The organism is Pararhizobium antarcticum (assembly GCF_001885585.1).
Taxonomy (GTDB): domain Bacteria; phylum Pseudomonadota; class Alphaproteobacteria; order Rhizobiales; family Rhizobiaceae; genus Pararhizobium; species Pararhizobium antarcticum.
Genome location: NZ_LSRP01000074.1, coordinates 164,258 through 189,751, shown reverse-complemented (window position 1 = coordinate 189,751; position 25,494 = coordinate 164,258). Strand labels below are relative to the sequence as shown.

Below are 25,494 nucleotides of genomic sequence, written 5' to 3'. Positions count from 1 at the left end.
TCACGATCCCCTTTCAGGAGAGCCATCATGACCATTGCTGTCGGAGACAAACTGCCGTCCGCCACCTTCAAGGAAAAGACCGCCGACGGCCCGGTGGAACTCACCACCGAACAGCTGTTTGCCGGCAAGAAGGTCGTTCTCTTTGCCGTGCCCGGCGCGTTTACGCCGACCTGCTCGCTGAACCACCTGCCCGGCTATCTGGAAAATCGCGACGCCATCCTGTCGCGCGGCGTCGATGACATCGCCGTCGTCTCCGTCAACGACCTGCACGTGATGGGCGCCTGGGCGACCGCGTCCGGCGGCATGGGCAAGATCCACTTCCTCTCCGACTGGGACGCGGATTTCACCAAGAAGCTCGGCCTCGACATTGATCTGTCAGCCGGCACGCTCGGCCTGCGCTCGAAGCGCTATTCGATGCTGGTCGACGACGGCGTCGTCAAGTCTCTGAACATCGAGGACAGCCCCGGCCAGGCCACCGTTTCGGCTGCAGCCGCGATGCTCGACCAGCTCTGAGCTGCTTTTAACGACATCCTGTGACGACCTTGCCCGCAAATCATTTTGCGGGCATTTTCCTGTCGGAGGAACCTCGTGGACGATCGCAATCATGTCTGGAGAAGTCGGGGCACGGGCAAGATTGCGCCGGCGCTGATCGATGCCATAAGCGCTCTCGCACGCATCGCCCATCGACAGCAACTGGACGGGGAGCGGTTGCGCGCCGTGCTTGTGCGCGTGGACGCAGAGCCAGCCGGCCATGCGACGGGACTCGCCCGCGTCATCGGCAGAGCTCTCAACACGGTGCGATGGTCGCCGATACCCAAGCCAACCGGTCTCGTCGAGCAACTGAAAACCGCATGGCGGGCGCGTGAGCCAACACTGCCAACGCCGGAAGATCTTGCCTGGTTTTCCCTGTGCGATCCCGATGGATTTGTGCGAGAACGGGCGCTGGAAGGCATCAACATGCCGCCGCCAAGCGCCATCCGACTGGCCCTGCTGATGATCCGGCTGAACGACTGGGTGCCGCAGGTGCGGGCCGCGGCACAACGTTGCCTGGATCGCGTCGGAGCGGGGATCGCGCCAGAGGTATTCGTGGATACGCTCCCCTATTGCCTGCAGGCCCTGCCGCTCGCGAGCCGCATGGGCGATGGCGGCGCGGCCTTGATCGCGCTCGTCAGCCGCCCGGATATCCACGACCTGATTGCCGACCGACTGATGAACGGTGAAGGCGGGGCAATCGTCCGGATCTTCCGCGACCTGATGTCGACGGATCTGTTTGATGCGCAATTGCCGGCACTTGCCGCCAGTGCCCGCAACACGGCCATCCGTGCCCGGGCATTGCGCATCCTTCTGGCTGGCGCCGTCGAGGACATACCGGTCCTTCGCGAGTTCTGGATCAGCAGAACGCTCGGGATCAAGCGCCCGGTGGCGGGCACAGCAACAAGGCCGATCGACCAAGCCGCGGCGGCCGAGGCATTGATCTCGCGCGCGGCGCGCGACCGTACCGTTGCCGTGCGCAAGGCTGCTGCACAGGGTCTGGTGCGCCACCGCAACGATGTCGATGATCTCGATGCGCTGGTCGCTCTTTTCGACACGGAAAAGAATCCAGCCATTCTCGATCGCATCGCCTTCGTGAAGAAATCCCGACCGGCCTGAGCCCTGTTCCCCGCGAAACAGCGCCGTCCTCCGTCGCATGGCATTCTCGGGTCACTGGATGAGACAACCTCATCCGCAACCCGGATCAAAGGATTGACTCCATGCGCAAGTTCATCATCTCCGCCATCGTCGCAGCAGTCGCCGCCGTCTCTTTCGCCGCTCCTTCGCAGGCCGGCGGTTATGGCCACAAGAGCTATGGCTATTCCAAAAGCTACGGCCACAAGAGCTATGGCCACAAGCCGAGCTACGGCCATAAGCAGTACGGCTACAAGAGCCATTACAAGCCCTACGGCCACAAGAAGCACTACAAGGCCAAGGTCATCATCAACTACGGTTATGGCTACGGCTACTGAGCCGCATCATCACGACGAACTGACCTCCCTGAAACCCGGTCGTCCCTGCGACCGGGTTTTTTCGTGTGTCTTGCGGATATCTCTCAGGCTTTCACGGCGACCGTCAACGAGAGAGGCGCACGGCCAGCTCCCCCAAACGCAAGAGCATGCAACGTTCAACAGGGGCGGTCAGGGGAATGCTGCGCGCCACCTCGTCGACGCCTCGTCGGCGTCTCGGTGCCTAGAAGCGCACCTTCGCCATGGTCGCGCGATGATCGGACGGCCAGGGCGTGACGACGATATCGGCTTGCGGCGCTTTTTCGCCGACGATACCGGCGCTAAGCACTTCAAGCGCGGCGGCGCGGCCGAACGTGAAGTCGATCCGGTCGTGGTGGTCGTCGGTCGCGTCCGCAGCCGAGGTCGGCGTCCAGGTGAAGCCCGGCTTGGCGACCTCATCCGGAAAGGCCTTGCGGAACAGGTCGGTGAAACCGGCGGCTTCGATCCGGCGTGTGGTCGGATAGGCGACCTTGAGCGGCTGGTGGCCGGCCTTCACCGCAGCCTGCGTCCAGTCGCGGTGGGAGGGCTCGTTGAAATCGCCGAACAGGAACACCGCCTCCGCGCCGTCGGCCTCCTTCAGGTCCGACATCAACAGATCGAGCGCCGGGCCGCGTGCGGCTTGCGCGGCGGCAACGGCCTCGGCCTCGGTCTTGAGGTAAGGTGCGGTGCCATATTCGATGTTCAGCAACTGGTAGGGCTGGTAGGGAAAGTCCGTGAGGTGGATGTTGTAGGCCATGACCTTGCGGCCCTTGACGTCGATCGTCACGCCCAGATCGTTTGCGGTTGCCTTGCCGATCGGAAAACGGCTGATCACCGCATTGGCCCAGAGCGCCGGGCTTTCCCGGGTCTGGTCGTAATGGAAATAGCCAAGCGCCGCAGCAATCTTCGCAGCCACGCTCTCGCCTGCCGCCTTGCAGTCTTCCGCGGTGCAGGGATCGGGTTCGAGGCGGGTTTCCTGGATGCCGATGATATCGGCGCCGGCCGCCTTGATCGCGGCCACGGTTTCATCGACCGGCTTGCTTTCATTGCCGCCGCCACCCCAGACATTGTAGCTCATGACGGTGAGTTCGACGGGCTCGGCCAAGGCCGGCTGCGCGACAAGTAGAAGCAGCAGGGCGGAACGACGCAACAGGCGGGAAAGAGCAGTCCTCATGGCAGAGTGTCTCCGTTTGACCATTGAAGACATTGCTAAACTTCACGCATGACCAGCGCAAGACAGAGGTACGAGGTCGAGCCTTTCCGAACGCTCGCCCGCGTTTGCCATCGATCACCCGAAGCTGGCCATGTGACGGCCAGGAGCCTTTTCGGACAACGGAAGCCTGTTCCCCGCGAAACAGCGCCGTCCTCCGTCGCATGGCATTCTCGGGTCACTGGATGAGACAACCTCATCCGCAACCCGGATCAAAGGATTGACCCCATGCGCAAGTTCATCATCTCCGCCCTCGTCGCCGCTGTCGCTGCGGTTTCCTTCGCCGCCCCGTCGCAGGCCGGTGGCTATGGCTACCAGAGCCACGGCTATTCCAAGAGCTACGGCCACAAGTCCTACGGCTACAAGAAGAGCTACGGTCACAAGCAGTACGGCTACAAAAGCCACAGCTACAAGCCTTACGGCTACAAGAAACACTACAAGGCCAAGGTTGTCATCAACTACGGCTACTGAACCGCCCCCAAAACGAAATGACCTCCCGAAGCCCGGTCGTCCCTGCGACCGGGTTTTTGCATCAAGCCCCCGTCATCTGCCGCAACGGACGCTTACCGACAGCGTGCGAGTTGCGGAATTAGGACCCACCACCCCAACATCTCGTTTTTAAGGCTTCGGTTTTCGACCATTTTCTTCGGTGGGAACGAGTTGTATGTACTCTCGCTGAGACATCCGCCGACGGACATCGGCAATATAGGTCGCGTCGATAGCATATACATTCTTCCGAGCTTGACCTACCACAGCGTCATTAGTCAGCCGAATAATCTTTCCCACGGGCTGGGAGCAGAAAGCTTCGGCAAAATCCTTCTGCATAAAGCCGACGAACAAGTGCCGCGGACCGATGGGCAGCCCGAAATGCCCATCCGGTCTCATCAATCCGTTGGTCATAGCCAGCGGGCGATCAGAGGTGATAAGTGGCCGGATTTTTGTACCCGTTCCCATGACACGCCAGATCGCACCCATGAGAAGGCGGAGCAGCTTTTCCCGCTGCATCATGTCCGTAGCAAGCATCACGGCAATTCGTTCCGGTACTTTTTTGTTTCCATCAAGATACTCTTGAAGTGTTTCTGGCCAGCCGGACTGCCGTGCTTCGGCATACCTTGCTAGCAAATCCGCATCCGGGTTGAACCAAAATTCCGAAATGCGGCGCTTGAATTCAGCGATCTGCTCTGGTGTTCTCATCATCAGGGAAAGCAGAAAACGAGCCCAAGCAACACGTAGCTCATCCTGCGGTATGACACCTTCGAGGAGAAGGTCACGAGCGTTTGCCGCAGATGCGTCCACCACTCCCATAAATACTTTTTCGACGTTGTGTTTTGTCTCTTCGGTAGCGTCAGGGATGACATATAGGTCTTCCTCGTAGCCCGTTGACTTGGTCCCCCTCCGCCGCGACCGGATTTGATTCGTTGGTGGGACACGCCCAAACTCTTCCAGCTTATGGTCGGAACCCAGCCAAGGTCGAAGGTAGAACTGTGGGATGAAGTGATGTTTCAACTCTCAACCGGCCCAACGTGAACAGGGGGCATATTTCCTATCCCCCTATTCACGTTTCCTATTGCCCCCACAAATCCAAAAGAGAAACTTACCTGATTGTGCCTTTTCTATCCAGTCAGAGACTAGGATATCGCGCTTTAACCAGATATTCCCGTCGCTAAGCGAATATTCCGAACCTCAGCCCAGCCATCCCCCCCTCACCGCCCCTTCTTGAACGGCTCCATGCCCTTGCGAGCCAGTTCGTCGGCACGTTCGTTTTCGGGGTGGCCGGCGTGGCCCTTGACCCAGTGCCAGGTGACCTTGTGGCGCTGGTTGGCAGCGTCGAGCGCCTGCCAGAGTTCGCCGTTCTTGACGGGTTTCCTGTCGGCGGTCTTCCAGCCGTTTTTCTTCCAGCCGAAGATCCACTTGCCGATGCCGTCCATGACATATTTGGAATCGGTGTAGAGATCGACCTCGCATTGGGCCTTCAGGCTATCGAGCGCAGTGATCGCGGCAAGCAGCTCCATGCGGTTGTTGGTGGTGTCGGCTTCGCCGCCGCAGAGGTCCTTTTCGACCTCGCCATACCGCAGCACGGCGCCCCAGCCGCCCGGCCCCGGGTTGCCGGAGCAGGCGCCATCGGTAAAAATATCGACATGTTTCATGGGGAGAGACTTTCACGCACGAGACCGTATTCGGCGGCTGAGGCGACCGAGCGGTGGAATTGCAGTTTCTTCAGATATTCGAGCGGGTCCTTCTTCACGACCAGCGCGCCGGCCGGCGTCATCAGCCAGTCATAGAGCCTTGTGAGGAAGAAACGCATGGCCGAGCCGCGCGCCAGAAGCGGCAGTGCCGCCACTTCGTCATCGCTGAGCTGCCGCACGCTTTCATAACCTGCCAGCAGCGCCATGCCCTTGGTGATGTTGAAGGCGCCGTCCTTTTCGAAGCACCAGGCGTTCAGGCAGATGGAAACGTCATAGGCGAAGAAATCATTGCAGGCGAAATAGAAATCGATCAGGCCGGAAAGATCGTCGCCGAGGAAGAACACATTGTCGGGAAACAGATCGGCATGGATGACGCCCGAGGGCAGCGTCTTCGGCCAGCGGGCCTCGAGATGATCGAGTTCTGCGCCGATCTCGTCGGCCAGACCTGGCTGCACCTCATCGGCGCGGGCCACCGAATTGTTCCAGATCGGTCGCCAGCCGGAGACCGACAGCGCATTGCGGCGGGTCAGATCAAAACCGTCGCCGGCAACATGCATGGCGGCCAGCGCCCTGCCGACTTCGCGGCAATGATTTGCATCGGGCTTGCGCAGCCAGACGCCGGTGAGGAACGAAATCACGGCCGCCGGCCGGCCCGACAATTCGCCGAGCAGCGCGCCATCGAGACGCGGGATCGGCAGCGGGCAGGACAGGCCGTTGCCGGCCAGATGGTGCATCAGCCCGAGGAAAAACGGCAGGTCGCTCTGGTCGACGCGCTTTTCGTACAGCGTCAGGATGTAGGCGCCCTTGGTGGTCTGCAGCAGGAAATTGGTATTCTCGACGCCCTCGGCAATGCCCTTGTAGGAGGTCAGTTCGCCAACGTCATACTGCGTCAGGAAGCCGCTGAGATCGTCTTCGGAGATGTCGGTGTAAACGGCCATGTGTCAGCAAAATCCTATGAACATAACGTCGGTCTATCAGGCGGTTTTGGCAAACACGCGATCCCGGCACAAGGGTGGCCTATCTCTTCTCCCCAGCGGGGAGAAGGTGGCGCGTCGCGCCGGATGAGGGGGAGCCTCGACGCTCGAATGCGCCGTCCCCCCTCATCGCCTCGCTTTGCTCGGCCCTTCTCCCCGCGGGGGAGAAGGGGAAGAGGCGCCCCTGCTTATTCTCCATTCACGAAGGCCATGTCCTGCGCTGTCAGCGGCACATGGCGAAGCTCGCGGTTGACGAGGAAATTCTCGGTTTCCTCGACGGTATCGGCGAGTTCGACACGCGCCTCATAGCGCAGACGGAACGCCTCGATGATCTCGTCGACGATGACTTCGGGCGCCGAGGCGCCGGCCGACAATCCCACGATAGCGATATCGCCAAAATCATCCCAGTCGATTTCCGCCGCGCGCTGCACCAGCACCGATTTTTTTGCCCCTGCCCGGAGCGCGACTTCGACCAGACGCTTGGAATTTGAAGAATTGGGCGCGCCGACGATGATGAAGTGGTCGCAGCCAGGGGCTGCCTGCTTCACGGCTTCCTGCCGGTTCGTCGTCGCATAGCAGATCGAATCAGCGGCCGGTGCTGTCAGGTTCGGGAAGCGTTCGTGCAGCCGCCTGATGACGCCGGCGGTATCATCGACCGACAGCGTCGTCTGCGTCACGAAGCCAAGATTGTCGGGATCCGGCGGCATATAGGCATCGGCATCCTCGATCGTCTCGATCAGCGAAACCGCGCCATCGGGCAATTGTCCCATGGTGCCAATCACTTCGGGGTGCCCGGCATGGCCGATCAGAACAACATGGCGACCGAGCTTCTGGTGGCGCATGGCCTGCTTGTGGACCTTGGAGACCAGCGGGCATGTCGCATCGAGATAGAAGAGATTGCGGCTCTGCGCATCCGCCGGAACCGATTTCGGTACGCCATGGGCGGAAAACACCACCGGCTGCTTGCGGTGCTCCGGCGGGATTTCGTCCAGTTCCTCGACGAAGATCGCACCCTTGGCCTCGAGCCCTTCGACGACGAAGCGATTGTGGACGATCTCGTGGCGGACATAGACGGGCGCCCCGAATTCCTTCAGCGCGAGCACGACGATCTGGATCGCCCGGTCGACGCCGGCACAAAAACCGCGCGGGCCGCAGAGCCTGAGCGTGATCGGGGTCTTTGCCGGAAGGGATGAAGCCATGAATCAGGACGCCAGGAACAGGAAAAGGAGGGCGGCGATGGCCGGTCCACCCTGCACCAGAAGAATGCGCGGCTTGACGGTCAACGCGCCATATATAGCCGCTATGACCACGCACACAAGAAAGAACAGCTTCAGCTGGACGGCAAATTCCGGCTGCGGGTGCGTGAGCGACCAGACCAGCCCGGCGGCGAGAAAGCCGTTATAGAGCCCCTGATTGGCGGCCAGCACCCGGGTCGTTTCCGCCTTTTCCGGCGTCATGCGAAACACCTTGCGCCCCTGCGGCTTTGTCCACAGGAACATCTCGAGTACCAGGAAGCCGAGATGGGCAAGCGCAGTCAAAGCGACGAGAAGATTTGCGATCAGTGCCATGGTATCCCCCGGAGCATCGGCGCCTGAAATCGCCGATCAAGACCAGCGCCGTGTGCGTTTATCTTGCATGAACCAGAGCCTCTGACTACTGGCCTTGCGTCTTCCGCCGGAAGACAAACACGCCGCTGATGACCACGAGCGCACCCGCCAGCCCGTACCAGGTGACGGCATATTGCAGATGGTTGTTGGGCAGTTCAAACTGGGTGACGCCACCGACCGGGAGCGTGCCGGGGATTTGCGTTGCGTCGGCATCGATGAAGAACGGCCGCACCTTGCCGGCCGGCAGGCCGTCGGTCTGCGCCATCACATCGAGATCCTTCCAGTAGAAGATGTTCTTCTTCAGATCGTTTTCGGGGACCACCCAGGAGGGTTTTTCGGCCAGACGGGCGCGGGCAAGGCCGTTGACCGTTTGCGCGCCGGTCAATTGCCCGGCTTTTCGCGTTTCCGGCTCCTTGGCATCAAACGGCACAAAACCGCGATTGATGAAGACGAAGCTGCCATCCGACAGTTCGAGCGGCGTGTAGATGTAATAGCCGGTGCGACCCTGATGGGTCGCGAAGAAATGCCGTTCGCGGTTGTTGAGATAACGCCCGCTGACAGTGACCGTCCGGTATTCGATATCGCCACCCTCGGCCACGAGGGCCTCGATCGCCGCCAGATCCACCGGGGGCTTTGACCGGCGCTCGGCGATCGCGGTCAGCAGGCCTTCTTTCCACGCAAGCCTTTGCATCTGCCAGGTGCCGAGCGAAATCAGGGCGGCAAGGGTTGCGAGCACGACGACGATGCCGCACAGCCTCGCCAGCCTGCCGCGGGTGGAAGCCTGCCGTTCCTCAGCCACGGTCGATTTCACCCGACCGCGCATTGTTGCGGAATTGCAGATTGATCAGCACGCCTTTCAGCATGCGCATGATCCCCAGCGTCAGAATGGTCGCCAGCGGAATCCACAGGATGAAATGCACCCACAGCGGCGGATTGACATTGACCTCCATCCACAGGGCCGAGCCGACAACCAGAAAACCGACGATCAGGATGACGAACACCACCGGTCCGTCGCCGCTGTCGGCAAAGCCGTAGTCAAGCGCGCAATTGCTGCAGGCCGGTTTCACCTTGATGAAGCCGTCGAACAGGTTTCCCTGGCCGCAGCGCGGGCAGCGCCCCTTGAGGCCGCTCGACACCGGGTCAACCGGCGGATAATGGGCGCTGTCTTCAGTCATGGTTTTATCTCGATTGCTGTTCCATCCGGGACCCTATCCCAGATTTCATCCATCTGCGTATTGGTAACCGCGATGCAGCCATTGGTCCAATCGAACGACTGCGTCAAATAGGCCAGCCAGCCAAAATAGTTGCGTTGCCCATGGATCATGATCATGCCGCCGGGATCGATGCCGGCCTTTTTGGCCGAGACGACATCCTGCGGTCCGGGATAGGAGATGTGAAGCGATCGATAATAGGCGCTCCTGTCGTTGCGCCAGTCCAGCACATAGAGACCTTCCGGCGTCTTCTCGTCGCCCTCCTGCCGCTTGTGGCCGACAGGATCCCCGCCGAGCACGACCGGATATTCGGCCAAAAGCCGATCCTTCTGCCAGAGCTGGAGAAGGCGGCGCTCCTTATACACCATGACCCGGTCTGCCAGCGTCTCACTCGCCATCGCCATATCGGGTAACAAGAGGCAGGGGCAAACCACCAGCACGCGGAGGAAGAAGCGACACAGGTTCATCGGCGATCATCCCGTGTTCAAACGAGAACGAGGTGGCTGCATGACTGCAACCACCTCGTTCTTCATTGTATCGGCAGGCAAGACGCTGCCCATTTCTGATGCGATTACATATGGGCGATCGGGGCGCCCCAGCTTCCCCAGATGTAGATGGAGAAGAACAGGAAGAGCCAGACGACGTCGACGAAATGCCAGTACCAGGCGGCAGCCTCGAAGCCGAAATGCTGCTTCGGAGTGAAATCACCCTTCAGCGCGCGGATCAGGCAGATCGCCAGGAAAATCGTGCCGACCAGGACGTGGAAGCCATGGAAGCCGGTCGCCAGGAAGAAGGTGGCGCCGTAGATCGAATCCTTGAAGGCGAACGGCGCATGCGCATATTCGTAGGCCTGCACGAAGGAAAAGAGAACGCCCAACACGACGGTCAGCGTCAGGCCGTTGATCAGCCCCTTGCGGTCGCCGTGCAGCAGCGCATGATGCGCCCAGGTGACGCAGGTGCCCGACAGCAGCAGGATGACCGTGTTGTAAAGCGGCAGGTGCCAGGGATCGAGAACCTCGATGCCCTTTGGCGGCCAGGTACCACCGGTAAAGGCGGCCCGTGCGGTCTGGATCGGCTCGGCGGCATACAGGCTTGCATCGAAGAAGGCCCAGAACCAGGCCACGAAGAACATCACTTCCGAAGCGATGAACATGATCATGCCGTAGCGCAGGTGCAGGGAAACGACGCGGGTATGGTGGCCCTCATGCGCTTCCTTGATCGTATCAGCCCACCAGCCATACATCGTGTAGAGCACCAGTGCGAGACCGATGTAGAAGAGCCACGGGCTCGCAAGCTCGAGGCCGAACATCTTGAACGAACCGCCGGAGACGTAGCGCATATAGGCGACACCGCCAAACGCCATGATGAACGCGCCGATCGAGGCAAGCAAAGGCCATGGGCTTGGGTCGATGATATGGTAGTCGTGGTTTTTCTGGTGCGCCTCGGCCATCTTGGTCAATCCCCGGATATGTCTGCTCTTGTCGTCATTTCCGGCATAGCCGAAAACAGTGATGATTCAAAGTCTCTTGTCTGTCTCGTCCGCCGTCGTCTTCAGCGAGACCAAAGGCTTGGATGGTTCGCGGGCGTAGAAGGTGTAGGACAGCGTCAGCGTCTGGATGTTTTTGGTCTCGACGGTGTTGACGATCTCGGGATCGACGAAGAACACCACCGGCATCTCCATCTGCTCGCCCGGCTGCAAGGTGGTTTCCGTAAAGCAGAAGCACTCTACCTTGTTGAAATAGGCTGCGGCGGCCATCGGCGTGACGTTGAACACCGCCTGCCCCGTGGTCGGCTTGCTCGACAGGTTCTTGGCCGTGAAATCGACCTGAACCGTCTCGCCGATCTTGATCTCGATCTCGCGCTTTACCGGCTTGAAGTCCCAAGGGAGATCGGAGCCGGTATTGGAATCGAAGGTCACCCTGATGGTTTTGTCGAGAATGATCTCCGACGCCTGCTCGACACGTTTTGTCGTGCCATTATAGCCGGTCACCCTGCAGAACATGTCGTAGAGCGGCACGGCAGCATAGGCCATGCCGGTCATGGCGACGACAAAGGTCAGACAGGCAGCGACGATCGCGCCATTCGACCTGTCCTTGCCGTGCTCTGTCGATTTTGCCACGTGTCCAGCCTCCGCTCTCAGTTGACCATGCCGCCGCTAAACTTCACCAGCGTCACGACGTAGAATCCGACGACAAGCGCGAACAGCACGACCCCAAGCGCAATGTTGCGGCCGCGACGCGATTTCTTCTGTGCTTCGTTGAGTGTGATCATATCCATCAGGCAGCGCCTCCGGTGGTGAGCCACAGCGTGGCAATCAGGTGGTCGATCATCAGGGCCGAGAAGATCGCAAACAGGTAGAGAATGGAAAAGGCAAACAGCTTCTTGGCCGGCGCCATCTTCTCGTCGCCATCAGGCATGCGCCAGACGCCAATCGAATACCAGATGAAGCCAAGACCGAGCAGTGCGGCAAAAGCGCCATAGACCACGCTCGAAAAGCCGAGCGTCGTGGGCACGACACCGATGATCGCGGTCAGAACCGCATAGATGACAATCTGGTTCTTGGTCGTCGCCTCGCCGCTGACATTCGGCAGCATCGGCACACCGACCGCGCCATAGTCGCGCATCTTGAACAAAGCCAGCGCCCAGAAATGCGCCGGCGTCCACAGGAAGGTGATGAGGAACAGCACGATGCTTTCGATGGCGACGCCGTTTGTCACGCAGGCCCAGCCGATCATTGGCGGAAAGGCACCGGCTGCACCGCCGATGACGATGTTCTGCGGCGTCGAACGCTTCAGCCACATCGTATAGACAACGGCATAGAAGAAGATGGTGAAGGCCAGCAACCCGGCCGAAAGCCAGTTGACGACGATGCCGAGGATACAGACGGAGAAGGCCGACAGCGTCAGACCGAAGGCCAGCGCCTCTTCGGCGCGGATCTTGCCGGCCGGGATTGGTCGCGACGCAGTGCGGGTCATCACCGCATCGATATCCGCATCATACCACATGTTCAGCGCGCCGGACGCACCCGCGCCGACGGCAATACAGAGGATCGCGATAAAACCGATGAAAGGATGGATATGGCCGGGCGCCATCACCATTCCGGCGAGCCCCGTGAAGACCACGAGCGACATGACACGCGGCTTCAACAGCGCAAAGAAATCGCGCGCCGAGGCCTCCGAGAGACGCACGGCAGCCTCCGGGCCATTTGCTTCGTGATGGTCAATGACCGACATGTTGCGTCCTTGCTTGTCTGGCCCGGCTTTCTGGTAGTCGAGAGCCTGGGCCTTCGTCGCCGGCCCTCTGATCGGGCCTTGAATTTTCAGGGCATTGCCATGGCACGCTGCAAAACCGTCTTCCGGTTTTGCAGAAGCCGCCGTTTCCGGCGGCTTCCAAAGCTGGCAGGCGCTTACTTGATGCGCGGCAGCTGTTCCCACTGGTGGAATGGCGGCGGCGATGGCAGCGTCCATTCCAGAGTGTTTGCACCTTCACCCCAGGGATTGTCACCTGCGACGCGCTTCTTGGAGAAGGCTTCGAAGACGCCATAGAGGAAGATCAGCACGGCCACGGCCGAGAGATAGGAGCCGTAGGACGACACTGCATTCCAGCCGGCATAGGCATCCGGATAGTCGATGTAGCGGCGCGGCATGCCGGCGAGGCCGAGGAAATGCTGCGGGAAGAACACCAGGTTGACGCCGACAAACATGACCCAGAAGTGCAGCTTGCCGATGAATTCCGAATACATGTAGCCGGTCATCTTCGGGAACCAGTAGTACCAGGCCGCGAAGATCGCGAAGACGGCACCGAGCGACAGAACGTAGTGGAAGTGGGCAACCACGTAATAGGTGTCGTGCAGCGAGCGGTCGAGGCCGGCATTGGCGAGCTGGACGCCCGTGACGCCGCCGACGGTGAACAGGAAGATGAAGCCGATCGCCCAGACCATCGGCGTCGCAAAGCGGATCGAACCGCCCCACATCGTCGCAATCCAGGAGAAGATCTTCACGCCTGTCGGAACCGCAATAACCATCGTCGCGAAGACGAAATAGCGCTGCGTGTCGAGCGACATGCCGACGGTGTACATGTGGTGCGCCCAGACGATGAAGCCGACGGCGCCGATCGCGACCATGGCATAGGCCATGCCGAGATAGCCGAAGATCGGCTTCTTCGAGAAGGTCGAGACGATGTGGCTGACGATACCGAAGCCGGGCAGGATCAGAATGTAGACTTCCGGGTGACCGAAGAACCAGAACAGGTGCTGGAACAGGATCGGATCGCCGCCGCCTTCAGGCGCAAAGAACGCCGTGCCGAAGTTGCGGTCGGTGAGAAGCATGGTGATGCCACCCGCCAGAACCGGCAGCGAGAGCAAGAGCAGGAAGGCGGTGATCAGCACCGACCAGGCAAACAGCGGCATCTTGTGCAGCGTCATGCCCGGAGCGCGCATGTTGAGGATCGTCGTGATGAAGTTGATCGCGCCGAGGATCGAGGAAGCGCCGGCGATATGCAGGCCGAGAATGACAAGATCCATCGCTGGTCCGGGCTGCCCGGACGTCGAGAACGGCGGATAGATCGTCCAGCCGCCCCCTGCCCCGAAGCCACCGGCCGGGCCTTCGACGAACATCGACAGAAGCACGAGCAGGAAGGCGGGGATGATCAGCCAGAAGGAAATGTTGTTCATGCGCGGGAAGGCCATGTCCGGAGCACCGATCATGATCGGAACCATCCAGTTGGCAAAACCGCCGATCAGCGCCGGCATGACCATGAAGAAGATCATGATCAGCGCATGCGCAGTCGTGAACACGTTGTACATGTGCTTGCCGCCATCAATGGCAGCATCGCCCTCGAAGCCGTAGACCATGGAGGCCAGACCGTGGAAGATCTGGATGCCCGGTTCCTGCAGCTCCATGCGCATGATCACCGACAGCGTACCGCCGATGATACCGGCAAAGATCGCGAAGATCAGGTAGAGCGTGCCGATGTCCTTGTGGTTGGTGGACAGGAACCAGCGCTGAAAGAACGTCAGCGGCTTGTGGGCGTGGTCGTCATGGCCGTACGCGTGGTCTTGCGCAGGATCATGAAGATGATCGGTATGAGCGGGTGTTCCGGCCATGATAGTGCTCCCCTTCGAATTCTGTAGGGCGAATTACTGTGCGGCGTTTTCAGCGACGTCGACGGACTTTGCCGCAGCGTCGATGGAAGCCATGAGCGCCTTGTTGGCGTCGCCGACATTGGTGGCGGCGGCAGCGAGCCAAGTCGCATACTTGTCTTCACTGACAACGCGGATGGCGATCGGCATATAGGCATGGTCCTTGCCGCAGAGCTCGGAACACTGGCCGTAATAGAGACCTTCGCGGTCAGCCTTGAACCATGTTTCGTTCAGGCGGCCGGGAACGGCGTCGATCTTCACACCGAAAGCCGGCATGGCGAAGGCGTGGATCACGTCGGCGGCGGTCACGAGAAGACGGACCGTCTTGCCGACAGGGACAACGACGTCGTTGTCGACAGCCAGCAGGCGCGGATAGGCTTCGACGTCGGACTTGCCGATGCTGGCGCGATCTTCGTCCTTGAGCAGCAGGCTGTCGAATGACAGCGGCGTTTCGCCGACTTCGTATTCATAGGACCAGTACCACTGGTTGCCCGTTGCCTTGACCGTCAGATCCGGGTTCTGCGGCGGCGTCAGCTGCGCCGTCAGAAGCTGGAAGGATGGAATGGCGAGGAAAAGCAGGATGATGACCGGACCAAGCGTCCAGGCGATCTCGATGCCGGTGTGGTGGCTTGTCTTGGAAGCGACCGGATTCTTGCTCTCCCGAAACTTGACGACAACAAGCACGAGCAGGAGGAGAACGAACAAGGTGATCGGTATGATGAACCAGAGGGTATACTGCTCGAACCATGTAATTTCTTCCATGATGCCGGTCGCGGCATTCTGGAAGGTCATCTGCCAGTCGACAGGCTTGTCGGCCCAGGCGTTCGAAGCAAAGAGCAGACAGGCCATCGTCGCCAGAACTGCATAAGCCTTGTTTTTCACAATCGTGTCTCCCACATGCGCTTGATCGGGATCAAACCAAAACGCAGAATCCCTGCAATACTGTCGCGCTTCAAACCACAGTTTGAAGGTCGCCGCAACATCTGTCCACGGCACTCCGTGCGGCATTTTTGCGCAAACTGCGTATTCCCCGGTCAGCTGCGTTATCGATCGCTGTTTTTGTAACACAAAAAGGCACCCAAGGGCCAATCGCATTCATGGTTTGTCCGCCGCTATTCTCCAACGATACCGCCCGCCATTCTCCTGGAATGATGCCGAAGCAGAGGCGCACATCGTGACGAAACCGTTTCGCCTGTAAATGCAAGGCCTGCGCAATCGAAGCCCTTATATATGGGCTTGATCCATCCGCGTGTCGGCGCGAAGTGGGAGCCGGCATGCACAAAACGGCAGCGAAGGCTTCTGTCGCGGCCCAATTTCGGCCATACCCGGCTGAAAGGAGACTCAGGGCTTTTCATTTCCGCCCGTGCGCTTCAAGAATAGCCGCACTGATTCTTACGTTTTGAGGTTTTCATGGGCCTGTCCCTCGTTTCCCGTCTGCCGGTCCTGGCCCTGTTGTTGATCGCAGCATTGAGCTTTTCGGCTGCAGCACTGCCGCAATCGGCCTTCGCCCAGCAGCAGCCCGGCACGCCGGGTACCGTCAAGTCGAACCATGGCGCGTGGTCGATCGTCTGCGACCAGCCAGCCGGTGCTGCCGCCGAACAATGCGCGCTGATGCAGAATGTCATCGCCGAGGATCGTCCGGAGGTGGGCTTGTCCGTCGTCGTACTCAAGACAGCCGACCGCAAGGCGAAGATCCTGCGTGTGCTTGCGCCGCTCGGTGTGCTCCTGCCCAACGGGCTCGGGCTGAATGTGGACGGGAAGGATATCGGCCGCGCCTATTTCGTCCGCTGCTTCTCCGATGGCTGCTATGCCGAAGTCGTGCTCGAAGAGGAACTTCTGAAAACCTTCCGCAGCGGCGCGACGGCAACCTTCATCGTCTTCCAGTCCCCGGAAGAAGGCATCGGCATTCCGGTCGACCTCAAAGGGTTCGGCGAGGGTTACGACGCGCTGCCGTAAACCTTTCGTTTTATCGGGGACTGCACACTCCATCCGCCGTTTGTTTGGCCCCGTCATGGCTGCATTCGCCGTCTTTGATGCGACCAACGCACACCGCCCGCCCAGAGGATGGCTCTCCTGGCGCTGGATTTCCGCGACCGGGAGCCGCAATCGCAAGTTGACGGTGACGTTACACTCCCAGGTGCCTATTTTCATGATAGGAAACCACCTAATTACAGGACCAGTCCAAATTTGGGCCATCGATGCTCTGGACATTTTGAAGAAATTAACCGACATATGACCGCGATTGACCGATTTGGCACATATTAGGTTCGTAAACAGATTGTTCTAAAATTAAGCACTGCGTGCAAATTCCTTTTGAAGTGTCACTTTGCGTAAATCCCAATAACCTCAGTGAAGAATTCAAATACAACTTATTGTAATTGTTCATTAAATAAAATCGGACTCGCCCGCAGCCCTACAGGGGCTTTGCGAAGGGCGCTGCCGTAAAACCAATATGGAGATCAAAATGGCACTGGTTGTTGAATTTGGTAATGGCGGCGCGTCGACATTGTCCTCGCTCGTCGATGCAACACAAGCTGCGCTGGCGGCGCAGGTCGGAGCATTGCAGGACGGTGATGTCAGCGAAGCGAGCGATACCATCGGTTCCTCGATCCTGACCCAGAGCGTTGCCGTTGGCGCCGTTGGCTCTGCCGGCTCCGGGACCGGCGGTACGGTTAAGATCGAGTTCGATCCGTCGGCCAATGCCTATGACTTCGACGTCACCTCCGCCTGGAACAGCGTCAAGAACGTCAAGGCCGTTTCGGATGACTCGGAAAACGTCACCTTCAGCAATTTCGTGCATGTCGATGTCATCCTCGGGGGCGTAGAAGCATCGACCGTGAATATCATGGATGCCAAGCGCGGCAATGTGGTGACCGGCCAGGGCAATGACACCGTTAATCTGACGACCCTGACAAATGATGCCGGCTGGAGCAACGCGTTCACCATCAACACCAACGGCGGCGACGACAATATCGTGATCGGCGCAGGCAACACCGGTGTCGCCGGTGCGGGGGTCACGAACGGTTCGCTGACCACCTTCACCATCAATTCCGGCACGGGCGTAGACACGATCGACCTCTCCGCCATCTCCGCAAAGGCATCCTTTGTGACCGGTGGCAAGGGTGCCGATCTCATGATGGCAAGCGGTGGCGTCGACACCTTCGTCTTCGCCGTTGGCGACACCGGCACCAAGCTTTCGACGGCCGACGTCATCACCGGTTTTGGTGTTAACGACAAGCTCGACCTCTATGGCGTCGCAGCCAACTGGACCGCGGTCGATCAGGGTGGTGGCGAATTCATCGTCACCAACCTCCTGGACAACGCCAAGATCATCGTCGAGGGCGATCTGTCCGGTTCGTGGTTCATCTGAATAGGTTGAGCGCCGAACTTGCTCTATCCTAAAGGGGGAGGCTGGAGATCCAGCCTCCCCCTTTTCGTTAACAGATGCGCATCCGCGTTTTCGCCCGGCCATTTTGCGTCTTGCCGACGTTTTCGCCCGACACCCCTGCGGCCAAGGGGTGCTCCGCATCCGGCTCGGCGTCGAACAGAACAAAAAGCCGCCTTGGTAATGCTTGCCCCCTCCCCGCCAAATCACTACATAGGCCGGAACCGCGAGCTGCAGGAGCCACTTTCATGAACACCGATCTGATCAAACTCTTCGACAGTGATGAAGACGCGGTGCGGCGGGTTCTGGCGGAAACGCTTCAGGGGGCCGATGACGGCGAACTGTTCATCGAGCATGGCCAGTCGGAATCGCTTGCCTTCGACAATGGCCGCCTGAAGGGCGGAAGCTTCAACACGGACCAGGGCTTTGGCCTGCGCGCGGTTGCCGGCGAAGCGGTCGGCTATGCCCATGCGGGCGAGCTGTCGCTGTCGGCGCTGAAGCGCGCATCCGATGCCGTCGGTGCCGTCACGCGCGGTTATTCCGGCTCCTATGCCGCAGCCCCCCAGGGCACCAACAAGCGCCTTTATGGCGATGAGAACCCGATCGGTGAGCCGAGTTTCGAGGCCAAGGTCGCGCTGCTTTCCGACATCGACGCCTATCTGCGCGCCAAGGACCCGAAAGTGCGGCAGGTCTCCGCCTCGATCGCCGCCAGTTGGCAGGTGGTCGATATCCTGCGCGCCGACGGCCACCGCATGCATGACGTGCGGCCGATGACGCGGCTCAATATTTCCGTTGTCGTCGGCGATGGCGACCGGCAGGAATCCGGCTCCTACGGCGTCGGCGGACGGCGCGGTTTTGGCGATTTCATTGCCGTCGACAACTGGCGCCACGGTTCCGACGAGGCGCTGCGCCAGGCGCTGGTCAACCTCGAGGCCATCGACGCTCCGGCCGGAACGATGGACGTCGTGCTCTCCTCCGGCTGGCCCGGCGTGATGCTGCACGAGGCGGTCGGCCATGGACTGGAAGGCGATTTCAACCGCAAGAAGACCTCGGCCTTTGCCGGCCTGCTCGGCAGCCAGGTGGCCGCCAAGGGCGTAACCGTCGTGGACGACGGGACGATCGAGCAGCGGCGCGGCTCCCTGACCATCGACGACGAGGGCACGCCGTCGGCCTATAACGTGCTGATCGACGACGGCAAGCTGGTTGGCTACATGCAGGACCGGCAGAACGCCCGACTGATGGGCATGACGCCGACCGGCAACGGCCGGCGCGAATCCTACGCGCATGTGCCGATGCCGCGCATGACCAACACCTACATGCTCTCCGGCGACAAGACGCCGGAGGAGATCATCGCTTCCGTGAAGAAGGGCATCTATGCCGTCTCCTTCGGCGGCGGACAGGTCGACATCACGTCGGGCAAGTTCGTCTTCGGCTGCACCGAGGCCTACCTGATCGAGGACGGCAAGATCGGCGCACCCGTCAAGGGCGCCATGCTGATCGGCAATGGCCCGGAGGCCATGCAGCGCATCTCGATGATCGGCAACGACATGAAGCTCGATACCGGCATGGGCAATTGCGGCAAGGGCGGCCAGTGGGTGCCCGTCGGCGTCGGCCAGCCGCACCTGCGCATGAACGACATGACCGTCGGCGGCACGCGGGCCTGAAGATTTCAGGCTGCCTGTGAGCTATGCAACGCTGCCGTCAAACCGGCGGCGCTGCGCTATCGCCTGCTCCTGACCCGAGGATCGAGACCTTACAGACCGATCTGGGCCCGCTTGAAGCCTTAAATGCCTGTCTGCCCCAGCAAGGCAGAACAGTGACGGCGTCGCACACTTCGCGACGATAGCCGTGACACTTTCTGCGTTCATTCCCACCCCGTTGGAACCAAATCTCTCCCTCCGAGTTATGCGTCCAAGCTGCCACACTTGTTCGAATTGGCAGCGTTTATCATAAAGGAGAGACATCATGGGACGTGGAATTCTGCTCTGGCTTATCGGGGTGCCGATCCCCATCATCATTCTTCTCGCTCTCTTTTTCCGATAGGGGAAGCGCATGACAATGCCAGTTTCCTCCGGGGCGGTTTCTTCGGGACATGGTTCGCCTCTGTCGTCACACGTTGAATCCTCACGGTCCGCCGTCAGCTGGGGCGCGATCATCGCCGGTGCGGTTGCGGCTGCGGCAATCACCCTGCTTCTGACGCTACTCGGCTCGGGCCTTGGCCTGACCATGGTATCGCCCTGGGCGTCCGAAGGCGTGTCGGCCACCACATTCGCAGTCTCGACGGCGATCTGGATCGTCATCGTACAGTGGCTCTCGTCTGGCATGGGCGGTTATATCACCGGCCGGCTGCGGACCCGCTGGACCGGAACGCAGACAGACGAGGTTTTCTTCCGCGATACGGCGCATGGCATCCTGGCATGGGCCCTGTCGACGCTGATCATTGCGGGCACGCTGACCTCTGCCGTGACGTCGACGATCAACAGCGGCGTTCAGGCTGCCTCGACCGTGACTTCCGGTGCGGCAGTGGCCACAGCGTCCGCGGCCGCCAATGTTGACAGCGGCCCGACAGCCTATTTCGTCGATTCGCTGCTGCGTCCGGCCGATCCGGGTGCAACGACGGCTGAAACCAATGCGCAGGATGCAGCACAGGTGTCGCGTATCCTGATCAATGGTGCCACCGCCGGTGAAATCCCGGCCGACGACCGTGCCTATCTCGGCCGTCTCGTTGCTGTCCGCACCGGGCTTTCCGAAGCCGATGCCAATGCCCGTGTCGACACGGTGCTGAAGAGCATCGAGGACGCCAAGGTTGCAGCACAGGAAGCAGCCGACACCGCCCGCAAGGCCGGTGCGACGTTTGCCCTGCTGACGGCGCTGTCTCTTCTGGTCGGTGCCTTCATCGCCGGCGTCAGTGCGGCCCTCGGCGGCCGTGAGCGCGACGTGATCGATGAAAGCTTCATCAAGGGCTAATTAGACCGCCCACACGATCAAAAACTTTGGAAAACGGCGGTTCGCGACAGCGGGCCGCCGTTTTCCGTTCAACAAGGTTTAACGCCCTGACGTCTAAAGTCGGCTGAGCAGCCTTGCCAACGGCGGGCAACAGCGTCGGGATTTCTAAATGGTTGCCAGGATCGTCAAGCGCGTCGTCATCACCAGCGGTCTGGTTGCTGCAGGGCTTCTTGGCGCAGCGGGCGTCATGCGGTCGGCGCGCGGTCGCGGCGCCATCTTCACGCTGCACCATGTCCGACCAAAACAGGCACGCCTGTTCGATCCGAATGCCCATCTCGAGATCACGCCGGATTTTCTCGAGGCCACCATCCTGCGCCTGAAGCGCGAGAACTACCGCTTCATCGCGCTGGATGCACTCCCCGGCCATCTTGCGTCCCGCGATCCGCAGCCCGTTGCAGTCTTCACCCTGGACGATGGCTACCGCAACAATCTGGAATTTGCCGCCCCGGTCTTTGCCCGCCAAGCCGTACCCTTCACCGTCTTCGTGACCGGCGGCTTCATCGATCGCACGCACACGCTGTGGTGGGAGACGCTGGCAGACCTGATCGAGAGCAGGCAACACCTCAATTTCGATTTTGGCACCGGCGAAACGACGCTGCCCCTGTCGAACCAGTCGGAAAAACAGGCGGCCTTCGACCGCATCGCCGCCTTCATCCATGAGGGCAGCGAAGCGCTTGCCGTGGCGCAAGTGAACCGCCTGGCGGAAGGCCAGGGCATCGACCCGCTCGGCATCACGGAGAGGCTGACTCTGGGGGAGGCGGGCCTTCGAACACTGGTGGAAAACCCGCTGGCAAGCCTTGGCGCGCATACGATCAGCCACCGGGCACTGGCGCGACTGACTGAGGAGGAAGCACGCCATGAGATCGCCGCTTCCGTTGCGCGGGTCGAACGGATCATCGGCCAGCGGCCGCGCACACTGGCCTATCCCTACGGAGAGCGTTTCGCGGTTTCGGCGCGCGAAACCCGGCTTGCAGAAGCGCTTGGGCTTGCCGTCGCGGTGACGACACAGCCGGGAACGCTCGCCTCCGATGCGCCGCAGACCGCCCTGCCCCGCATCTCGCTCAACGGCTTCTACCAGAAACCGGCCTATGTCAGCGCGCTCGCTTCCGGTATCGCCTTCCGCATGATGCGGCGCGGCTGAACCGCGCCGTCATCGCCATGGCGCTACGGATACATGCGCAGTTTTTCCCAGTTGACATCGCCGTCCCTGCGCCGGAATTCGATGCGGTCGTGCAGCCGGAACGCGCCATCCTTCCAGAACTCGATCGACGTCGGCCTTATGCGGAAACCCGACCAGTGATCGGGGCGCGGAATCTCGCCGACGGCATAGCGCAGGCCGAATTCCGCAACCGCTTTTTCCAGTGCAAAACGGCTCTCCAGCGGGCGTGACTGTTTCGAAGCCCAGGCGCCGATGCGGCTGCCGCGCGGGCGGGTCTTGTAGTACTCGTCGGCTTCCTCGTTGCTGACGATCTCCACTGGGCCGCGCAGGCGCACCTGCCGCCGCAGCGATTTCCAGTGGAAACAGAGGGCCGCCTTCATGCTGCCGAGGAGCTCCTGCCCCTTCTGGCTTTCGAAATTCGTGTAGAAGACAAAGCCGCGTTCATCAAAGTCCTTGAGCAGCACCATGCGGACATTCGGCAGGCCATCGGCATCCACCGTTGCCAGTGCCACGCCGTTGGGATCGTTGATCTCGCTGGCCTTGGCCTCGTCCATCCATGTGCCAAAAAGCGAAAATGGTTCGCTTTGCTCTGTGAAGTCACCAGTTGTTAACCCAGTCTCGCTCATATTGTCTTCCAATGCCGTGACGTGTTGTGCGGCCTGCAATCCGGATCTCCGGATTGTTCGCCCAGTGTGAACAGTGAGGCCCCGCAGATCGCGCCTTGACCGGGCCCTTGCGACCTTTTCTCCGAGTCTTACAGGTATGCCGTGCAAGACATAGCAAAGTGTAGTGATCACACAAAGGGGCTATCCCGTCGCAGGGCAAGCCTCGCTACGCTGTGCCTGATCACGCTCTGTCTCTCGGGCTGCATGAGCGCCGGGCTTGATCTCGCCGACACGGCCAGTGTCGATACCTCGCTTTCGACAGGCTCGGTGCCCCAGTCCGTCAATCGCGACAGCCTGTCCGACGAAGTCACGGTGCGCAATGCGGTGTCATCGGCCGACGTTGAAACAACCGGCGGCAATCCGATCCCCTGGGCCAACTCGAATTCGGGTAGCGCAGGCGTCATCAGCAGCATCGAGGAAGACCGCTCGAACGGCCAGGTCTGCCGGCGGTTCACCACGACACGCCACTCCTACCAGGGCATAGCCAAGTTCGATGGCAACACCTGCCTGCTCGGCAATGGCGAATGGTATCTGACGCGCTTTGGCAAACGCAGCTGAAACCTGACGTTAACCACAGTTTCGCAAACATCCCCCAGATTGCCGTTCAAAGCCTGTTCCAGCCCGCCTAAGCGCTTGCGGCTAACTGATATTTAGCAACTCCTTTGCATCATCGCCTCTCGAGAAACGGAACGCCGATCAGGCCTTGCGTCCTCTTTTCAACAGGCTGGAAGGGTCGCTGGATGCGGCTTTCGGGAGCTCAGAGCCGATGACAACGATGCGCGACCCCTATTCTATTCTTGGCGTCCGGCGGAATGCCGGCCCGGACGAGATCAAGGCCGCCTGGCGCGCCATGGCCAAGGCCGTGCATCCCGACCAGAACCGCGACGACCCGATGGCAACGGCGCGTTTCGCCGAGGCCGGTCGCGCCTATGAAGTGCTGAAAAACCCCAAGCTCAGAAGCCGCTATGACGACGCGCGCCGCGAGGCCGAGCTGCGCCGCATGGAGGAATTGCACCGCAAGCCGCGCGAACCCGAGCAGCCGATCGGCGACGTCGATCCGGAAACGGCGGAGGAAATGGTTTCTCGTATTTTCGGAAGCGAACCGCGCGCCCGAAAGCCAGAACCGGCGGCAACTGCCAGCGCGCCAGTGCGCCCGAAGACACCGACGAAGCCGGACGCCAAGCCGGAGCCGAAAGCCGAGGCTAAGCCCGACATCGCCGCAGACGCCAGGCCCGAGACCAAGCTGGAGACAAAAGTCGACATCGTCGAGAAACCGGCGCCCTTCGCCATTTTCCCACGGTCTGCGGCGCCGGCAGCCGAACTCGTCTCGGCGATCGTGCGACGCATCCGCGGCGCGGCCAGCAAGGCCGTCGAAAAGGTCCCGGACATCGCCTGCGAAGTGACCGTTTCGGTCGAGGACCTTTTCAACCGCACCAAGGCGACGGCGACATTGCCGGATGGCCAGACACTGAAGGTCGCCCTGCCCGGCGGCACCACCGATGGCAGCCTCCTGCGCATGAAAGAACTGGGCTACCGCCTCAACGGCATGCTGCGCGGCGATATCGTCGTGACCGTGCGGGTCCGCCAGGACGGGGCTATGCGCACCGAGGGCCTCGACCTGCGCACGACGCTGCCGATCGACATCCAGAATGCCGTGCTCGGTTGGGAAACAAAGGTCATGACCCTGACCGGTCCCGTCGATGTTACCGTGCCGGCCTGGTCCGGGTCCGACAGGGTCATCCGGCTTGCCGGGCACGGCCTTGCCGATGCCGACGGCAAGCGCGCCGACCTTCTCGTCGAACTTCGGCTGATGCTCTGGGAGAACCCGGACGAGAAGATCACCGACCTGATGCGCAGCCGCCAGCAGGGCCTGTTCCTGTAACGGATTCTTGACGGTCTGACCCATTATTACGGGGACTAACAGTTCCTGATCCGCGCCGTGCTTGAACCACCGGGGTGGCTATGCCATAGGCAATGCTCCAAAAGACGGGCCGCCGTGATTTGACAGTCACAATGGCGCTCGCAGCAGGTTCAACACATGCGGACTTTCCGATCGGCCCTGGCTGACGAAAAGCACAGGCAATAGCGGGGGCATACCATGTCGCAAACATCCGGATTGATGAAGGGTAAGCGCGGCCTCATCATGGGCGTCGCAAACAACCGTTCCATCGCCTGGGGCATCGCCAAGGCGATCCATGCGCAAGGCGGCGAGATCGCCTTCACCTATCAGGGCGAGGCGCTGAAAAAGCGTGTCGAGCCTCTCGTCGCGGAAGTCGGCGGCCTTCTTGCCGGCCATTGCGACGTCAGCGATGAAGCAACCATCGATGCCGTGTTCGACGGACTGGAAAAAACCTGGGGCAAGATCGATTTCATCGTTCACGCCATCGGCTTTTCCGACAAGGACGAACTGACCGGCCGCTATGTCGACACATCCGCCGACAATTTCGCCAAGACCATGCAGATTTCCGTCTATTCCTTCACATCGGTTGCACGGCGTGCCGAAAAGCTGATGACGGATGGCGGTTCAATGCTGACGCTGACCTATTACGGCGCCGAAAAGGTCATGCCGAACTACAATGTCATGGGCGTTGCAAAGGCAGCACTCGAGGCGAGCGTGAAATATCTGGCGGTCGATCTCGGCCCGAAGAACATCCGCGTCAATGCGATCTCGGCCGGCCCGATCAAGACGCTGGCCGCCTCCGGCATCGGCGACTTCCGCTATATTCTGAAGTGGAACGAGTACAACGCACCGCTGCGCCGCACCGTGACGATCGAAGAGGTCGGCGATGTCGGCATGTACATGCTGTCCGACCTGTCGCGCTCGGTAACCGGCGAAATCCACCACGCCGACAGCGGCTATCATGTCATCGGCATGAAGGCCGTCGACGCGCCGGATATTTCCGTCGTCAAGGACTGACGGACTTACAGGGGTT

General features: G+C 60.6%; 28 protein-coding genes. 12 read left to right on the top strand and 16 right to left on the bottom strand.

Annotation, left to right across the window (positions count from 1 at the left end; translation table 11 throughout):
• Nucleotides 1-27 precede the first annotated feature (27 nt).
• The 3 genes from AX760_RS08305 to AX760_RS27410 all read left to right on the top strand — a co-directional run bounded on the left by AX760_RS08305 (nt 28) and on the right by AX760_RS27410 (nt 2,003).
• Nucleotides 28-513: a peroxiredoxin gene (locus AX760_RS08305; protein WP_071832391.1), complete on the top strand. Its 486-nt coding sequence runs from the start codon at nt 28-30 to the stop codon at nt 511-513.
• Between the two features lie 75 nt (nt 514-588).
• The gene (locus AX760_RS08300; RefSeq protein WP_071832392.1) at nt 589-1,650 is read left to right on the top strand and encodes a hypothetical protein; all 1,062 of its coding nucleotides are present in this window, start codon (nt 589-591) and stop codon (nt 1,648-1,650) included.
• 101 nt (nt 1,651-1,751) lie between these two features.
• Nucleotides 1,752-2,003 carry a hypothetical protein gene (locus AX760_RS27410; RefSeq protein WP_071832393.1) on the top strand — a complete coding sequence of 84 codons (252 nt, stop codon included), beginning with the start codon at nt 1,752-1,754 and terminating at the stop codon, nt 2,001-2,003.
• A 220-nt stretch (nt 2,004-2,223) separates the two neighbouring features.
• On the opposite strand, the gene AX760_RS08290 is transcribed toward AX760_RS27410, so the two are convergent.
• Nucleotides 2,224-3,192 (bottom strand): endonuclease/exonuclease/phosphatase family protein, encoded by a 969-nt coding sequence (locus AX760_RS08290; RefSeq protein WP_071832394.1) that lies wholly within the window; start codon nt 3,190-3,192, stop codon nt 2,224-2,226.
• Nucleotides 3,193-3,456: 264 nt separating this feature from the next.
• Between AX760_RS08290 and AX760_RS08285 the strand changes: the two genes are divergently transcribed.
• Nucleotides 3,457-3,699, top strand: a complete 243-nt coding sequence (locus tag AX760_RS08285) for a hypothetical protein (protein ID WP_071832395.1) — start codon at nt 3,457-3,459, stop codon at nt 3,697-3,699.
• 147 nt (nt 3,700-3,846) lie between these two features.
• Here AX760_RS08285 and AX760_RS08280 read toward each other — a convergent pair whose 3' ends face one another.
• From AX760_RS08280 to coxB, 14 genes are all read right to left on the bottom strand, one after another.
• Nucleotides 3,847-4,734, bottom strand: a complete 888-nt coding sequence (locus AX760_RS08280) for a DUF4238 domain-containing protein (protein ID WP_071832396.1) — start codon at nt 4,732-4,734, stop codon at nt 3,847-3,849.
• Nucleotides 4,735-4,931: 197 nt separating this feature from the next.
• Complete coding sequence (rnhA, locus tag AX760_RS08275; protein ID WP_071832397.1) at nt 4,932-5,375, bottom strand: ribonuclease HI; 444 nt, start codon at nt 5,373-5,375, stop codon at nt 4,932-4,934.
• Nucleotides 5,372-6,352 carry a homoserine kinase gene (locus tag AX760_RS08270; RefSeq protein ID WP_071832398.1) on the bottom strand — a complete coding sequence of 327 codons (981 nt, stop codon included), beginning with the start codon at nt 6,350-6,352 and terminating at the stop codon, nt 5,372-5,374. Before AX760_RS08270 ends, rnhA begins: the two co-directional genes overlap by 4 nt.
• Before the next feature lie 224 nt (nt 6,353-6,576).
• The gene (gene ispH / locus AX760_RS08265; protein WP_071832399.1) at nt 6,577-7,587 is read right to left on the bottom strand and encodes a 4-hydroxy-3-methylbut-2-enyl diphosphate reductase; all 1,011 of its coding nucleotides are present in this window, start codon (nt 7,585-7,587) and stop codon (nt 6,577-6,579) included.
• Between the two features lie 3 nt (nt 7,588-7,590).
• A complete protein-coding gene (locus tag AX760_RS08260; RefSeq protein ID WP_071832400.1) occupies nt 7,591-7,956 on the bottom strand; it encodes a DUF1304 domain-containing protein in 366 nt (121 codons plus the stop codon).
• Between the two features lie 85 nt (nt 7,957-8,041).
• On the bottom strand, nt 8,042-8,818 hold the full coding sequence (locus AX760_RS08255; RefSeq protein WP_071832401.1) for an SURF1 family protein: 777 nt from the start codon (nt 8,816-8,818) through the stop codon (nt 8,042-8,044).
• Nucleotides 8,787-9,170, bottom strand: coding sequence for a DUF983 domain-containing protein (locus tag AX760_RS08250; RefSeq protein ID WP_071832402.1), 384 nt, complete (start codon nt 9,168-9,170; stop codon nt 8,787-8,789). The genes AX760_RS08255 and AX760_RS08250 overlap by 32 nt, the downstream gene beginning before the upstream one ends.
• Nucleotides 9,167-9,673, bottom strand: a complete 507-nt coding sequence (locus tag AX760_RS08245; protein ID WP_071832403.1) for a L,D-transpeptidase family protein — start codon at nt 9,671-9,673, stop codon at nt 9,167-9,169. The genes AX760_RS08250 and AX760_RS08245 overlap by 4 nt, the downstream gene beginning before the upstream one ends.
• A gap of 104 nt (nt 9,674-9,777) precedes the next feature.
• Complete coding sequence (locus AX760_RS08240) at nt 9,778-10,656, bottom strand: cytochrome c oxidase subunit 3 (protein ID WP_071832459.1); 879 nt, start codon at nt 10,654-10,656, stop codon at nt 9,778-9,780.
• A gap of 66 nt (nt 10,657-10,722) precedes the next feature.
• Nucleotides 10,723-11,325 (bottom strand): cytochrome c oxidase assembly protein, encoded by a 603-nt coding sequence (locus AX760_RS08235; RefSeq protein WP_071832404.1) that lies wholly within the window; start codon nt 11,323-11,325, stop codon nt 10,723-10,725.
• A gap of 17 nt (nt 11,326-11,342) precedes the next feature.
• Nucleotides 11,343-11,483: a hypothetical protein gene (locus AX760_RS26450; RefSeq protein ID WP_087149189.1), complete on the bottom strand. Its 141-nt coding sequence runs from the start codon at nt 11,481-11,483 to the stop codon at nt 11,343-11,345.
• Nucleotides 11,483-12,439, bottom strand: a complete 957-nt coding sequence (locus tag AX760_RS08230) for a heme o synthase (RefSeq protein WP_071832460.1) — start codon at nt 12,437-12,439, stop codon at nt 11,483-11,485. The genes AX760_RS26450 and AX760_RS08230 overlap by 1 nt, the downstream gene beginning before the upstream one ends.
• A 173-nt stretch (nt 12,440-12,612) precedes the next feature.
• Nucleotides 12,613-14,310, bottom strand: a complete 1,698-nt coding sequence (gene ctaD, locus AX760_RS08225; protein ID WP_071832405.1) for a cytochrome c oxidase subunit I — start codon at nt 14,308-14,310, stop codon at nt 12,613-12,615.
• 33 nt (nt 14,311-14,343) lie between these two features.
• On the bottom strand, nt 14,344-15,228 hold the full coding sequence (coxB, locus tag AX760_RS08220) for a cytochrome c oxidase subunit II (protein WP_087149190.1): 885 nt from the start codon (nt 15,226-15,228) through the stop codon (nt 14,344-14,346).
• Nucleotides 15,229-15,756: 528 nt separating this feature from the next.
• On the opposite strand from coxB, the gene AX760_RS08215 reads away from it, so the two are divergent.
• From AX760_RS08215 to AX760_RS08195, 5 genes are all read left to right on the top strand, one after another.
• A complete protein-coding gene (locus AX760_RS08215) occupies nt 15,757-16,302 on the top strand; it encodes an invasion associated locus B family protein (protein WP_071832406.1) in 546 nt (181 codons plus the stop codon).
• Between the two features lie 508 nt (nt 16,303-16,810).
• The gene (locus AX760_RS08210; protein WP_071832407.1) at nt 16,811-17,716 is read left to right on the top strand and encodes a hypothetical protein; all 906 of its coding nucleotides are present in this window, start codon (nt 16,811-16,813) and stop codon (nt 17,714-17,716) included.
• A 263-nt stretch (nt 17,717-17,979) separates the two neighbouring features.
• The gene (tldD, locus tag AX760_RS08205) at nt 17,980-19,395 is read left to right on the top strand and encodes a metalloprotease TldD (RefSeq protein ID WP_071832408.1); all 1,416 of its coding nucleotides are present in this window, start codon (nt 17,980-17,982) and stop codon (nt 19,393-19,395) included.
• A 394-nt stretch (nt 19,396-19,789) separates the two neighbouring features.
• Complete coding sequence (locus tag AX760_RS08200; RefSeq protein ID WP_071832447.1) at nt 19,790-20,698, top strand: hypothetical protein; 909 nt, start codon at nt 19,790-19,792, stop codon at nt 20,696-20,698.
• Between the two features lie 148 nt (nt 20,699-20,846).
• A complete protein-coding gene (locus AX760_RS08195) occupies nt 20,847-21,878 on the top strand; it encodes a polysaccharide deacetylase family protein (protein WP_071832410.1) in 1,032 nt (343 codons plus the stop codon).
• A 23-nt stretch (nt 21,879-21,901) separates the two neighbouring features.
• Here AX760_RS08195 and pdxH read toward each other — a convergent pair whose 3' ends face one another.
• Nucleotides 21,902-22,534, bottom strand: coding sequence for a pyridoxamine 5'-phosphate oxidase (gene pdxH / locus AX760_RS08190; RefSeq protein ID WP_280950764.1), 633 nt, complete (start codon nt 22,532-22,534; stop codon nt 21,902-21,904).
• A 129-nt stretch (nt 22,535-22,663) separates the two neighbouring features.
• On the opposite strand from pdxH, the gene AX760_RS08185 reads away from it, so the two are divergent.
• The 3 genes from AX760_RS08185 to fabI all read left to right on the top strand — a co-directional run bounded on the left by AX760_RS08185 (nt 22,664) and on the right by fabI (nt 25,478).
• Complete coding sequence (locus tag AX760_RS08185) at nt 22,664-23,119, top strand: RT0821/Lpp0805 family surface protein (protein WP_071832412.1); 456 nt, start codon at nt 22,664-22,666, stop codon at nt 23,117-23,119.
• 217 nt (nt 23,120-23,336) lie between these two features.
• The gene (locus tag AX760_RS08180; protein WP_071832462.1) at nt 23,337-24,443 is read left to right on the top strand and encodes a DnaJ C-terminal domain-containing protein; all 1,107 of its coding nucleotides are present in this window, start codon (nt 23,337-23,339) and stop codon (nt 24,441-24,443) included.
• 216 nt (nt 24,444-24,659) lie between these two features.
• Entirely contained in the window at nt 24,660-25,478 is an 819-nt protein-coding gene (gene fabI, locus AX760_RS08175) for an enoyl-ACP reductase FabI (RefSeq protein ID WP_071832413.1), read from the top strand.
• Nucleotides 25,479-25,494: the final 16 nt, after the last annotated feature.

Excerpts from the sequence above, each read along its gene's own strand:
- AX760_RS08305 (WP_071832391.1), top strand. The coding sequence starts at position 28 with ATGACCATTGCTGTCGGAGACAAACTGCCGTCCGCCACCTTCAAGGAA.
- AX760_RS27410 (WP_071832393.1), top strand. The coding sequence starts at position 1,752 with ATGCGCAAGTTCATCATCTCCGCCATCGTCGCAGCAGTCGCCGCCGTC.
- AX760_RS08290 (WP_071832394.1), bottom strand. The coding sequence starts at position 3,192 with ATGAGGACTGCTCTTTCCCGCCTGTTGCGTCGTTCCGCCCTGCTGCTT.
- AX760_RS08285 (WP_071832395.1), top strand. The coding sequence starts at position 3,457 with ATGCGCAAGTTCATCATCTCCGCCCTCGTCGCCGCTGTCGCTGCGGTT.
- rnhA (WP_071832397.1), bottom strand. The coding sequence starts at position 5,375 with ATGAAACATGTCGATATTTTTACCGATGGCGCCTGCTCCGGCAACCCG.
- AX760_RS08270 (WP_071832398.1), bottom strand. The coding sequence starts at position 6,352 with ATGGCCGTTTACACCGACATCTCCGAAGACGATCTCAGCGGCTTCCTG.
- ispH (WP_071832399.1), bottom strand. The coding sequence starts at position 7,587 with ATGGCTTCATCCCTTCCGGCAAAGACCCCGATCACGCTCAGGCTCTGC.
- AX760_RS08260 (WP_071832400.1), bottom strand. The coding sequence starts at position 7,956 with ATGGCACTGATCGCAAATCTTCTCGTCGCTTTGACTGCGCTTGCCCAT.
- AX760_RS08255 (WP_071832401.1), bottom strand. The coding sequence starts at position 8,818 with ATGCGCGGTCGGGTGAAATCGACCGTGGCTGAGGAACGGCAGGCTTCC.
- AX760_RS08250 (WP_071832402.1), bottom strand. The coding sequence starts at position 9,170 with ATGACTGAAGACAGCGCCCATTATCCGCCGGTTGACCCGGTGTCGAGC.
- AX760_RS08245 (WP_071832403.1), bottom strand. The coding sequence starts at position 9,673 with ATGAACCTGTGTCGCTTCTTCCTCCGCGTGCTGGTGGTTTGCCCCTGC.
- AX760_RS08240 (WP_071832459.1), bottom strand. The coding sequence starts at position 10,656 with ATGGCCGAGGCGCACCAGAAAAACCACGACTACCATATCATCGACCCA.
- AX760_RS26450 (WP_087149189.1), bottom strand. The coding sequence starts at position 11,483 with ATGGATATGATCACACTCAACGAAGCACAGAAGAAATCGCGTCGCGGC.
- AX760_RS08230 (WP_071832460.1), bottom strand. The coding sequence starts at position 12,439 with ATGTCGGTCATTGACCATCACGAAGCAAATGGCCCGGAGGCTGCCGTG.
- ctaD (WP_071832405.1), bottom strand. The coding sequence starts at position 14,310 with ATGGCCGGAACACCCGCTCATACCGATCATCTTCATGATCCTGCGCAA.
- AX760_RS08215 (WP_071832406.1), top strand. The coding sequence starts at position 15,757 with ATGGGCCTGTCCCTCGTTTCCCGTCTGCCGGTCCTGGCCCTGTTGTTG.
- AX760_RS08210 (WP_071832407.1), top strand. The coding sequence starts at position 16,811 with ATGGCACTGGTTGTTGAATTTGGTAATGGCGGCGCGTCGACATTGTCC.
- tldD (WP_071832408.1), top strand. The coding sequence starts at position 17,980 with ATGAACACCGATCTGATCAAACTCTTCGACAGTGATGAAGACGCGGTG.
- AX760_RS08200 (WP_071832447.1), top strand. The coding sequence starts at position 19,790 with ATGCCAGTTTCCTCCGGGGCGGTTTCTTCGGGACATGGTTCGCCTCTG.
- AX760_RS08195 (WP_071832410.1), top strand. The coding sequence starts at position 20,847 with ATGGTTGCCAGGATCGTCAAGCGCGTCGTCATCACCAGCGGTCTGGTT.
- AX760_RS08180 (WP_071832462.1), top strand. The coding sequence starts at position 23,337 with ATGCGCGACCCCTATTCTATTCTTGGCGTCCGGCGGAATGCCGGCCCG.
- fabI (WP_071832413.1), top strand. The coding sequence starts at position 24,660 with ATGTCGCAAACATCCGGATTGATGAAGGGTAAGCGCGGCCTCATCATG.